Source organism: Sphingobacterium bambusae, from assembly GCF_033955345.1.
Classification (GTDB): Bacteria; Bacteroidota; Bacteroidia; order Sphingobacteriales; family Sphingobacteriaceae; genus Sphingobacterium; species Sphingobacterium bambusae.
This window is the reverse complement of the sequence record NZ_CP138332.1, coordinates 4,136,747-4,149,256: the sequence shown is the minus strand read 5'-3', so window position 1 is coordinate 4,149,256 and position 12,510 is coordinate 4,136,747. Positions and strand designations below refer to the sequence as shown.

The following is a 12,510-nucleotide window of genomic DNA, read 5'->3' as shown; positions in this document are numbered from 1 at the left end:
TCCGACAGCATCACTAAATGCACTTTTTATTGATTTAAGGTAACTTTCAATAAATCAACAGGTTATTTTAAAAAAAATAAAACAAATCCCCTATCTTTCCTGTTATAAAAACTCGCGCCTATTCGTGCAAAGTAGAATCTTTAACATTATTCGTCATGACAATAATATCTAGAGAAATCGAAATTCAGGAAAAGCTATCAACCATTTTCGACGAACTCATTGACCAAAAAGAACATATTCGCCACCAGTTGGCACAATCTAGGCAGGTTTACAAACAAGTTTGTGACCAGCATATTCTTTCGGGATTCGCTTCGGAAAGTGAGTGGCTAGAGGCAACGCAACTGCATCAAGAGAAATTTATAGAGTACGATGCCCACTGCTATTTGCTGGACATCCTCACCGATTACAGAGATATCGAGGGATATTTCCCAGAATATATCGACATGCTGGCAAACTTGGAAGCCATTATGTTAAAATTTGCCCAAGAGGAACGTTATGAGGTCTCGGCCATCATCAAACAATGGTTGAACAAGTTGATCAAGAGCCTATAAAAAATGGATATGGATGGAAAGCGAGCTTCCCATCCATAAAACCTAAGGAGGTATTTGTTTATTGAATCGTACTTAAGGTTATTGGCAAGGTGTAACTCACGCGCACTGGACGGCCATTCTGCACACCGGGAGCCCATTTTTTCGCTTTCTTCAAAACCCTTACTGCTTCTTGTCCCGTACCAAAACTGAGATCACGAACCACTTTTATATCCGTTAAACTACCGTCGCGCTCCACTACAAAGGAAACAACTACACTTCCTTTGATTCCTTGTTGTAGTGCCGCCTCTGGGTAATTGTAATTTTTACCAACCCATTGTACAAATGCTTCCATCCCGCCCGGCGGATTCGGCATCACCTCCACCGCCCTAAAAATCTCGTTACCATCTACGGAACCCACAGGGGCACCGGACGCTACACCGGTCATGGCTCCTTCCTGTTTCTTAGGTCCAAATTCGCCCTTAGCAATGTACGAGCCTCCCTCTACTTTTTTTAACGTGATACGAGCGGTCATCTTATCCTTTAGTTCGTCTTGCGAAGCCATGTCTTCCGTAACTTTGTTTGCCGCAGTCACGATAGGCTCCACCGCACGGATGAGGTCTATTGCCGGTGGATCTTGAGCAATCTGTTGTACAGGTTTCTCTTCAGGGATCAGAATTTCCTCATCCTTCGGCGGATCGAGCAACATCTGATCATCATCCAAAATAACGGTTCTCTCTTCGTAGGGAGCGGTTAGGTTAATTGCTTTAGGCATGTTATCGTAGGCAATCTTTGTTCCGATCAAGAGCGCCACAACTCCTGTTACAATAATCAGTGCTCTGTTAGTTGCCAATGAAGCATTTTTACGTAAATCGTAAGCGCCATATAAGCGATTGCGCGACGAAAAAACAACATCCAACCATTCTTTTTCGTAAATATCTAATTTGTTGTTCCACATAACGGATAAATTTTAGGGTTTACATTCGTTTACTACATGATGTATGTAAACGCTGCTTTCCATAAAATTTAATGGCTTTTTTCCGAGATGTGTGAAAAGTGAGAAATCAAACAGCCAACTTGGTTATTTTTTCAATCTACTGGACACCGGAGTCATTACACGTGCATACGTGCTAGCGGGGTGATATCTTGACCAACAAAGTCCTTTTGCAGAAACTTTTGGTAACCGGCTATAGCGATCATCGCTGCATTATCTGTGCAATACTCAAATTTAGGAATGAAGACGTTCCAGCGGTAACGTGCGCCCATTGCCAACAGGCTTTCTCGCAGTCCGGAGTTCGCGGAAACCCCACCCGCAATAGCAATATCTTTCACTCCGGTCAAATTAGCTGCTTTTTTCAATTTATTCAGCAAGATGGATACGATACGACTTTGCACAGAGGCGCAGACATCCGCCATATTCTCCTGCAAGAAATCAGGATTTATTTTTTCCTGCGCCTGCACCATATACAGGATGGCCGTCTTTAGTCCCGAAAAGCTAAAATTTAAATCAGCAATCTGCGGTTCCGGTAATTTAAAGGCATCTGGATTACCTTCTTTCGCATATTTATCAATCAATGGACCTCCGGGGTACGGTAGATTCAATATTTTGGCCGTTTTGTCAAAAGCCTCCCCTGCCGCATCATCTAAGGTCTGGCCCAAAAGTTCCATATCGAAATAATCCTTGACCAGCACAATCTGGGTATGTCCTCCGGATACCGTAAGACACAAAAACGGAAAGTTCGGTTTTGGCTCTTCAATGAAATGGGCAAGAATATGCGCCTGCATATGGTTCACTTCGATCAAAGGGATTCTACGCGATAAGGCAAAAGCTTTTGCAAAGGACGTTCCCACCAATAAAGAGCCTAAAAGTCCGGGGCCGCGCGTAAAAGCTACCGCATCAATATCATTTTTATGTATTTTTGCCTGCTGAATCGCTTGGTCAACCGTTGGGATGATATGTTGCTGGTGTGCACGAGACGCCAACTCGGGAACAACACCCCCGTAATTTGCGTGAATTGCTTGGCTAGCAATAATATTTGACTTAATTTCACCGTCTATACAGATAGATGCAGAAGTTTCATCACAGGAAGATTCGATACCGAGGACTATAGCCATTGCGCGAAGTATTAAAAACAGAACACAAAAATATCAAAAAAATACTAAAAATAACGCTTATTACCCTGCTTGGCATTACCCTGCTAACAGTGGGTATGCTATTTGCGTTACGTTATCCAACGGTACAAACCTACATATCCAAAAAGGCAGCGAACTATTTGAGCAAGCAGCTGCACACGGAAATAAATATCGGGAAGGTATACCTAAGACCATTCCGATCGTTGCAGATAGAGGAAATCAGCATCAATGATCGGGCGGGGAAAAAGATATTGGATGCTAAAAATATTACAGCAACTTTTTCCTTAGCCAAGTTATTTCAACAGGAGATTGAGATACGAAAGTTGACACTAGAGGATACCTATGTTAATTATGAGCTCTACGCCGACAGTACGAATATCAGCTTCTTAATTGATTATTTTATTACGCCTAAAGATACCACGTCTACAACGAACGCTCGTATTCGATTCAACCTGAAACAGGTCGTCCTAAAAAACAATCAGTTCAAACTGCTTGATCATCGACGCCACACGCACCATGAGGGCGTCAACTTCAACGATCTTGATCTGTATGCCCTATCGGGCGAATTTGATGATATAGCGATATCCGAGAAAGAAGCCAAAGCGAACATCATCAACCTCACCTTTCAGGAGAAAAGTGGCTTGCACCTGCGTGAGCTATCTGCTAAAGCCTATGTGTCGACAACGCGCATGGAATTTCAAGATCTTTATATGCGTACCAATCGTTCAAAGGTTGGAAACTACCTCCAATTTAGCTACCGCTCTTTTGCTGATTTTCAGGATTTCATAGAGAAAGTCGAATTAAAAGGTCAGTTGCAAGATGCATTTGTTGACTCTCGAGACATCCAATTTTTCGCCCCCCAAATGGCACGGGTTAAGTTTATCGCCGCCATCAGCAAAGCAGACGTTTCGGGAAGGGTTGCAGACCTCCACGCAGAGGATGTGTCACTAACTACGGGAGCACACACGCACTTATCCGGCGATTTATCAATGCGTGGTCTTCCTGATATACAGCACACGACGTTTGATTTTAAACTAGCCTCATTACGCAGCTCGGCCAAAGATTTGGAAGAACTCGTACCGGCACTAGCCAATCTAGCGAATTTCCGCTTGCCGGAACAGCTGCATAAGCTTGGAACAGTTAGCTACAAAGGAAAATTCCAAGGACGATACTACGACTTCAACATCGAGGGAAATGCCTCAACCGCAATGGGTGATCTTTCTACGAAGAGTAACGTTATCATTCAGCCTTCGCTGCAATATCGCGGATTAATGGACAGCAAATCATTTGAGCTGGGCAAGCTTCTAAATAGCGAAGCGATCAAGCAAACAGCCTTTCATATCGAGTATGATGGCAAAGGAAGCAGCCTAGCATCGCTACAGCTCAATGCTAAGGGTCAAATCAGCAACTTCTCCTTCAAAGACTACCGCTACAAAACGGCAAATTTTTCGGGCGACATCGAGAATCGTCTACTCACGGTTACTGGTAATATTGAAGACATTCATGCGATGCTATCATTTGAAGGCAATATAGACTGGAACCAAACGCTGCCGATTTACACGCTTTCCTCAGCGATCGAAACGCTTGACCTAAAACGACTAAACCTTTTTTCAAAAGACAGCATAGTCCTCAAGCAATCCAACTTACAGGCCTCCTTGCAAGGATCCTCACTCAATTCCCTTAACGGACATATTTATGCGGACGAGATACAATTTCAATCTTCCAGAGGCACCTTTGCCATGGATTACCTTGACTTTACGTCGGAAGGTGACGAGCTATCCAAGTTATTGGTATTAAAATCTGATGTGGTTGATGGGCAGTTAAGTGGACAGATCGATCTCAACACCATCGCCGCCTACTTCCGCTCGCTGGCCATGCGCTATGCTCCGGCAATCAACATTGAGGCATCACCTTACAACCCGCAGAATTTCGATCTTCAAGTCAATATTAAATCGTTTGATCCAATATCGGCGTTGTTTGACCCTAACTTGCGACTGGAAGATGGCGCACACTTGACCGCGAAGTTCTCATCGGACGACTATACGGCCAACTTTAAGGCCTTTAGTCCCACGGTATCCTACAAAGGACTGAAGATTACCAACCTGTCCCTTACGGAGCAAGCCGATGACCGTGCCTTTTCCCTTTTAGTCGATGCTGATCGGTTTAGCTTCTCAGACTCTGCATACGTAGAGCATATACATATACAGAATACTTTGGCCAATGACAGTCTGACCTTCCAAATTGCTCTTTCGGAAACTAGCAGGGCGAATTACCTGAATCTAAACGGAAACATACACTTTGCCCACAACAAACCTGCCTACATTCGTTTCGACAAATCGGAAATTGTGTTGGACAAGGAGAAATGGCAAATTAATGAAGATGCTGACCTGCGCGTTTCCAAAGGCAAATTCTACCTCAAAAATTTGCTACTCAAACGCGATCGACAAGAAGTTAGTCTCAATGGAATTCTTTCGAATGAAGATGATGATCTCGAAATAGCTTTTCGAGAATTTAGCTTATCTTCTCTGAGCGGCATTACAAAACCGCTTGGCATACAGCTTCAGGGCAATCTTAACGGAGATGTACACCTGCATTCGGTATTCCGAAAGCCTACGCTATCCACACATATCAACACAACGCCCATTATCTTTAACAACCTTCCCATTGGAACGCTACAAGTAAATGCGGATTTCGATCCGGCTCATGGTTTGATTCAATTAAACTCCAAGCTTGTCGATATCGACGGGCGTGGTGTAGACCTAACGGGCACCTATGATGTGCAGTCGTCGACGGAGGCGCTGCAATTACGGGGCAAGGTGAAAGACCTAGATCTTGGCATCTTGCAACCCTTCGTACGCACATTGGTATCCGATCTTTACGGAAAAGTAAGCGGTGATGTCCATATCGGGGGAACGTTACGCAATCCTATTATAAATGGCTCCGCCGATATTCGCGATGCTTCATTTCTCGTGAACTATCTCAACACGACCTACGTTTTATCCAACCAACAATCGTTGATACAGGACAATCGCATACACTTGAATAACCTGCGCTTTTCCGATGCTAAAAATAGCAGAGCAATGGCAAAAGGATATATAGACCTCAGCACACTCAGCGACCCCAGCTTGGATATTGAGGCAACGGCCGACAATTTCCAAATTCTAAACACCGGCAGGAAGGACAACGAGGTCTTCTTTGGTACCGCCTACGCTTCAGGTATATTTCGTTTTAAGGGGCCTACGAGCGGCATCAATATCGATATCAATGCGCGGTCGAATCCCAATACGGTCATCACTATTCCATTCAATAGTTCGCTTAAAGTTAGTGACAACGACTTTTTCTACTTCACGAATACCGACTCCACGTCGGAGGACAAGGCGCTATCCAAACGGCTCTTTCAGGGGCTCACGATGAACATGGACTTAAATTTGACCCGTGATGCCGAAATAAACCTCGAAAACAATATTGGATCGCTAAAGGGCGTCGGTACCGGAAATATCTCGTTGCGCATTTCCAACTTAGGCGATTTTGAGATGTTTGGCGATTACCATGTTTTGGCAGGTAAATTCCATTTTACAGCACAGGATTTCTTCAATAAATTTTTTGATCTCAAGGAAGGCGGAACCATCCGCTGGGCGGGAAATCCTGCCGAAGCAACAATAAACCTGAGTGCTACCTATCAACAGCGCACCTCAGTTGCTCCGCTCTACAATGCCGCGGGGCGTACCGAAAACAATGACCGAATTCTTGCGCAGGCCGATATGATCCTAAAGGGCACGTTATCGCAACCGGAAGTTTCGTTTGATCTTAACTTTCCACAAGATCCTTATGTGAAAGATGAGCTGCAGGGTTATCTCAGTGACGGCAATAACGTCAACCAACAAGCCATCAGTCTTATTGTTCGGCGTAGTTTCACGCCGGCGTCCACGCAGGAGTTCGGCCGCGAAGTAAACAACACATTATTATCCGCCGGGACAGAAATTGCATTCAACCAGCTGAATAGCATTATCTCTCAATCGCTAAATATGAATTTTTTGGATCTCAACATCCGATCTTTCAACGACGCCTCCGCATCCTTGCGCTTTTTCGACGACCGGCTGATCTTGACTGGTGGTGTAAGTGACCGAAGCCGCAGCCAGCTCAACGACCTGACGCTGTTCTCAGATCAAGTGGCTACCGATGCCGAAGTGACATTCAGATTACGACAAGACGGAAATCTTGTATTAAGGGCATATAATCGCCTAAACACACGAAACTTCCTCTTCACACCATACAGTGACTACATCAGTGCTGTCGGATTGGTATATCGTCAAGAATTTAATAGCTTCTCTGAGTTTTGGCGAAAATTATGGATTTGGAATGAACGTAAACAAAGAACAGCTCCAACGACCATCGCAACAGACAGCCTAAGCAACAACTAATTCAACAATAGCTTTAACAACGCTTCCCATTCGTCTTCTAAAGCCCCTTCGAAGACCGGCTGCTGCGCACGGTTATACCAGTAACGTGCATTCCAAGCATCGCCCTCCACACGATGGAGGTAAGCATGAACATGGGCCGATGTGCGGTCTTCCAAGTGATCGATAAGATCATGCGCCCTTTTCCAATCTCCTTTTCGGTCGTACCACAGCGCCTGTAGCTGTACAGAAAGCTCTAGTGGAGCATCTTCGCGTTCTAAACTATGTAAAAAATCTTCGTATGTCATGGTTTAAATTTATCGGTAAACTGTACATCAGCACATGAAAAACCAAAGAAATATACATTTTTATTTGAATTTGCATACTATTTATTGTAAAGAGAACGTTAGAAACATAGTTTGTAACAAAAATATTATAATTGATAGGATGAACGACAGCAGAGGATTTTTTGTTAGAACTGCAGATAATGGTAAAAAAATTAAAAAACTAAAAGTCACGAATGAAACATTCTATCTATGCTATTCCGCTACTCTTGTTCGGGCCGCTCCCCGTGTTTTCATCCCTCTCTCCGTCCGAAACAAGTACAGCAGTAAACCAAAAGGTAACGACATCCCTTACCAACCCGCTCAAAGAAAACAACACTTCACGTAATTACTGGTCGGCATCACCAATGGTCTTGGATACCCTCAATGCTATCAAGGGGTCTATCAAAGACGAGCAGGGGGCGCCTATGCAGGGCGTGATCGTTACGGTCAAAGGAGAGTCCGTTAATGTTGTTTCCGATGAACAGGGCGCATATGCTCTAGAGGCGAAGCCTGATGCTACCTTGATATTCAATAAAACCGACTTTGCTAGACATGAGGAGCCGGTGAACAACCGCAGCGAAATTCATGTGGTGCTTAAAGTAGCGCCGCCCGATTCGGTCAAGACAGATTCTACAGCAACGGCAACCAATGCCGTAGATTCAACACAGACGGATTCCACCGCGACAAGGGCTACAGGCCTTGTTCCCGTGCAAGCTGATTCCACGCAAGCAAAAACAGCGGTCAAAACAGATTCGGCCGCTACGCCACAAAATGCGCAAGATCTCGTTCAAGGAACAGTACGCGATGCCAACGGGCCTGTTGCTGGTGCTACCGTATCGGTAAAAGGCCAAGCCATTACCGCTGCGACGGACGATCAGGGAAAGTTCAGTATTGCCGCCGCAAATAGCCAAGCACTTATTTTCAGCGCCGTAGGATATAAGGAGCATGAAGAGGTACTCAACAACCGTAAAACGGTAGCTGTTACCCTAACACAGGAAACGAAAACGATTCAATCGGTACAGGTGGTTGCTGTCGGTTATGGCACCATGGAACGGGCTACACTGGCCAGCTCCGTGTCGAGCATAGGATCTGATCAGATCGAAAACGAGGTCCTTCCTAGTATCCCGCAAGCGATCCAAGGAAAGGCAGGTGGTGTACAGGTATCTCAAAAATCCGGTTCACCGGGTGGTGGATTGAGCATCCGTGTACGCGGTACGACGTCCATCAATGCCAGCTCTGATCCACTTTATGTTATCGATGGAATTCCGGTGAACAGTACCACCAACTTTACCGGAGGTTCGACCTTCGATTTTGGAGGAGGAACACAGGGTATAAACGTATTGTCTTCCTTGAACCCTTCCGATGTGCAATCGGTCGAAATCCTGAAAGATGCGGCTTCTTCATCTATATACGGTTCTCGCGCAGCTAATGGCGTGGTCTTGATTACGACAAAGAAAGGAGATGCAGGAACAAGCCAATTCCACTTCAACATGTACGAAGGCTACTCCGAGATGCCTTCCGAACGCAAGTACAAGATGATGAACACCGCGCAGTACCAAGATTACATGCGCGATTTCTACAGCATATACCAACAGGAAGATCCTAGTCGGGTTATCCCCGATCAAATTTTATCCAATCCTTCCATCAACACCGATTGGCAGGATGTGGTATTTAGAAAAGCAGCCACACGAAGCTATGAGCTTGCTGCTAGCGGAGGTAGCGACAAAACGCAGTACTACACTTCATTTGGCTACATGAGGCAGGGCGGTATTCTGCACGGTTCGGACTTTAACCGAATCAGCGGGCGTATAAACCTAAATCATCAGCATAGCGAAAAGCTCAACTTTGCAACGGCAATCAACGTTACCCGTGCTGAAAACGATCGTATACAGGAGGAAAATTCGCGCGAGGGGGCGACAAAAAATGGGATCTTCGCGCCGCCAAACTTGAATATCTATGATGAAAATGGAAATTATGTTTACGATCAGGTGAGTGCTACGCGAGAGAATCCTTTGGCGATACTAAACCTACCCATCAATAATGCACAGACTTGGCGAATATTAGCTAATGCAAGTGCGGAGTACCGCATCATACCTGCTCTAGCGCTGAAAACAAGCTTCGGTGTTGACGCGAGCTTTATTGACGAGACATTCTTCATGCCGCCTAGCGGACTACGGGCATTTGCCAGCCAAGGCGGTATCGGTGCACGACGTAACACCCGTGATCAGCTATGGATCAACGAAACAACCTTAACATTCGACAAAACTTTCGGCGACCATCATATCAACGCCCTCGGTGGTTTTTCTGTGCAAGAATCCCGCTTGGAGTTTGTACATGGTCAACGCAATAATTTCCCTTCAAACGACATTCCATACATCAGTGCTGGTGGAGTCGTTACGGGAGCCAATTCATTCCCTGAGGAATGGGCTATTGCATCGGGCTTTGCGCGTGTAAGCTACGATTTTCAAAAGAAGTACATCGTAACCGCTAATCTACGTTCTGATGGCTCATCCCGCTTCGGCCGTGAAAACCGATGGGCTACTTTCCCTTCCGTGGCCGCAGCTTGGCGCGTTTCCGAGGAAAGCTTCATGAAGGAAATCCCTACCATCAACAATTTAAAGCTTCGTGGTAGCTGGGGAGTAACGGGTAACCAAAACATTGGCAACTATGCTAGTTACTCATTATACAATGGTGGTAATAACTACCTAGGCGCACCTGGCTTTGTTCCGGCGGTACTGGGCGATATCAATCTGAAATGGGAAACCACGCAACAAACCGATATCGGGATCGACTTAGGCTTGTTTAACAACAGAATATCCATCCTTGCCGACTATTACTACAAAAAGACGTCAGACTTGCTCATTGCTGTGCCGATATTGACCAGTTCGGGTTACCTGAACCAGTTTACAAATTCAGGTGATATCGAAAACAAAGGTTTCGAATTTGAGTTGACGACACAAAATCTAGTTGGAGCATTTAAATGGACCACCTCGTTGAACATGACCTTCAACAAAAACAAAGTATTAGCACTTCCTCCAGGTATTCCTAGGATGTTAGGTGGTGTTGGCGAGCTGAATATCGCCGAAGCTGGGCTGCCTTTAGGCACGTTCTTTGGCTGGAAAATGATTGGAGTGAATCCGGAGACAGGACTTGTGGAGTACGAAGGTCGTGATGGTCAGCCAACCACGCCTAGCGATCCCCTAGATCGGCAGATTATTGGTGATCCCAATCCGCAGTTTTTCGGTGGTATAACCAACAATTTCCAGTATAAAAACTTTGATCTAAGCATCATGGGGCAGTTCTCCTATGGCAACGACTTGTTCAACTACAACTTGGCAACCGGTCTTGGGGGTTCAAACCTAAGCTCGAACGGCTTAGTGGATTGGGTGGATAGATGGAGACAACCGGGAGATCAAACCGACGTCCCTCGCCCAACACCCGGAAATTTCGATAACTCTGCCATTTCCGATCGATTTGTACAGGATGGTTCTTTCTTCCGTCTGCGGAATATCACCTTAGGATACTCGCTACCGAAAGACCTTACGGACAAAATCAAAGTGAACAAGCTTCGTGCTTATGTAACTGTACAGAATGCCTATGTATTCACCAAATACAAAGGGTTTGATCCGGAAGTTGGTTCCAGCCATGGCGGTGCAAATACCGGATTAATTTATGGTTACGACTACGGAAGTTATCCACAGCCACGCATTTTCACTGCAGGTATCAATTTGTCATTTTAACATTAGAGCACACACATGAATACGCTATATAAACTTTCCATCTTCGCGCTTTTCGCTGTAGGCTTCTCCTCTTGCGACAGTTTTCTAGACCGAGAACCCCTCAGCCAAGTGACGAACGATAACTTCTTCAATTCAGAAACCAATGCTAACTCTGCCGTTATCGGTATGTACCGCACAATGACCAGTTCCTTTGCTTGGGGACAAACCGCTGTTATCGTGCCCGAGTTTTCAGCCCGCCATGTTGCCCATGCGTCGGCATTTCCCGAATACGAAAACTTCGCGACACATAACGTAACGGTCATCAACCCTTGGACATCCAATGTATGGCAAGGGGTATACAACACCATCAATGCCGCGAACAATATCATCCTACGTGTTCCTGAAATTCCAGAAAACGCCATCTCCGTCGAAAAAAGAAACCAATTTATTGGGGAGGGTAAATTCATCCGCAGCCTGAGCTACTTTTTCTTGGTCAGAGCTTTCGGACGTGTGCCGCTCAAATTAACCGCGACGACAGAAGACGAGGATCAAGCTATTGGACAGAGTGATCCAGAGGAAATCTATGCGCAGATCGTGACGGATTTGACCGAGAGTATCGAAGCTTTGGCAGAATCCAACGAGAGTGTGGAGGCTACCAAAGGGCGCGCAACGAAAGCTGCCGCGAGAGCCCTACTGGCAAAAGTTTACCTTTACCAAGCGCAGTACACCAATGACTACACACAGGCCGCTAACTTGGCCAAAGAAATCATTGATTCTGAAGCTTTTCAATTGGTAAGCAGTTATCCAAGTATTTGGCAAAACGAAAATACGACGGAATCGATTTTTGAGCTACAGTTTGATGATCAGACAACCAACCCACTAGCCTTAGTCAGCAACGATAATGCGAGTATGTTATTCCGCGCTAAAGATTCAACGATCGTGGCGTTGTTTGAAGAAGAGGATAGCAGACGTGATTTTTCGGTATTTAAAGGTACCCGCAATCAGTTTTACATCGGTAAATTTCCGAATGCAAACCCACCGAGCCAAAATCTGCCCATCATTCGTTTAGCAGAAATTTATTTGATCCATGCTGAAGCAGCTGCACGTGTCAGCGGAACCGTTTCCACCGATGCCTTTAACTCTCTGAACGCCGTGTTGACGAGAGCTAACGTAAGTAAGGAAATCACCGAATTCACTGGGTTAGAATCCTTTGTACAGTTCGTACAGGAAGAAAAGGAGCGCGAGCTACTTTTCGAAGGCGAAACTTGGTTTGACTTCTGTCGCACAGGGCTGGCACTAGAAAAATATAGTACCTTATCCAGCGAGCAATACTTTGTTTATCCTATACCATCGGGACAGATTGTCCTCGGCGGTGGGCTGGAACAAAACCCAGGATACTAATAAATAG

Annotated in this window: 7 protein-coding genes; 4 read left to right on the top strand and 3 right to left on the bottom strand. The window is 45.3% G+C overall.

All coding sequences use genetic code 11. The annotated features are described in order from the left end of the window. Positions 1-155 precede the first annotated feature (155 nt). Positions 156-551 (top strand): hypothetical protein, encoded by a 396-nt coding sequence (locus SCB77_RS17235; RefSeq protein WP_320183239.1) that lies wholly within the window; start codon positions 156-158, stop codon positions 549-551. Between the two features lie 58 nt (positions 552-609). Here the strand turns inward: SCB77_RS17235 and SCB77_RS17230 are convergent, their stop codons facing one another. Further along, positions 610-1,485: an energy transducer TonB gene (locus SCB77_RS17230; RefSeq protein WP_320183238.1), complete on the bottom strand. Its 876-nt coding sequence runs from the start codon at positions 1,483-1,485 to the stop codon at positions 610-612. A gap of 155 nt (positions 1,486-1,640) precedes the next feature. Then, entirely contained in the window at positions 1,641-2,642 is a 1,002-nt protein-coding gene (gene tsaD / locus SCB77_RS17225; RefSeq protein WP_320183237.1) for a tRNA (adenosine(37)-N6)-threonylcarbamoyltransferase complex transferase subunit TsaD, read from the bottom strand. A 32-nt stretch (positions 2,643-2,674) separates the two neighbouring features. Between tsaD and SCB77_RS17220 the strand changes: the two genes are divergently transcribed. Beyond that, on the top strand, positions 2,675-7,081 hold the full coding sequence (locus tag SCB77_RS17220; protein WP_452654015.1) for a translocation/assembly module TamB domain-containing protein: 4,407 nt from the start codon (positions 2,675-2,677) through the stop codon (positions 7,079-7,081). Here the strand turns inward: SCB77_RS17220 and SCB77_RS17215 are convergent. Further along, entirely contained in the window at positions 7,078-7,365 is a 288-nt protein-coding gene (locus tag SCB77_RS17215) for a hypothetical protein (protein ID WP_320183235.1), read from the bottom strand. The two genes, SCB77_RS17220 and SCB77_RS17215, sit on opposite strands and share 4 nt — an antisense overlap. A gap of 212 nt (positions 7,366-7,577) precedes the next feature. Between SCB77_RS17215 and SCB77_RS17210 the strand changes: the two genes are divergently transcribed. Together SCB77_RS17210 and SCB77_RS17205 are read left to right on the top strand one after the other, a co-directional pair. Continuing rightward, a complete protein-coding gene (locus SCB77_RS17210) occupies positions 7,578-11,123 on the top strand; it encodes a SusC/RagA family TonB-linked outer membrane protein (protein ID WP_320183234.1) in 3,546 nt (1,181 codons plus the stop codon). A gap of 15 nt (positions 11,124-11,138) precedes the next feature. Further along, positions 11,139-12,503 (top strand): RagB/SusD family nutrient uptake outer membrane protein, encoded by a 1,365-nt coding sequence (locus tag SCB77_RS17205; protein ID WP_320183233.1) that lies wholly within the window; start codon positions 11,139-11,141, stop codon positions 12,501-12,503. Positions 12,504-12,510 lie beyond the last annotated feature (7 nt).

What these genes read in the sequence shown, in the direction of transcription:
- SCB77_RS17235 (WP_320183239.1), top strand. Translation starts at nt 156, where the DNA reads ATGACAATAATATCTAGAGAAATCGAAATTCAGGAAAAGCTATCAACC.
- SCB77_RS17230 (WP_320183238.1), bottom strand. Translation starts at nt 1,485, where the DNA reads ATGTGGAACAACAAATTAGATATTTACGAAAAAGAATGGTTGGATGTT.
- tsaD (WP_320183237.1), bottom strand. Translation starts at nt 2,642, where the DNA reads ATGGCTATAGTCCTCGGTATCGAATCTTCCTGTGATGAAACTTCTGCA.
- SCB77_RS17215 (WP_320183235.1), bottom strand. Translation starts at nt 7,365, where the DNA reads ATGACATACGAAGATTTTTTACATAGTTTAGAACGCGAAGATGCTCCA.
- SCB77_RS17210 (WP_320183234.1), top strand. Translation starts at nt 7,578, where the DNA reads ATGAAACATTCTATCTATGCTATTCCGCTACTCTTGTTCGGGCCGCTC.
- SCB77_RS17205 (WP_320183233.1), top strand. Translation starts at nt 11,139, where the DNA reads ATGAATACGCTATATAAACTTTCCATCTTCGCGCTTTTCGCTGTAGGC.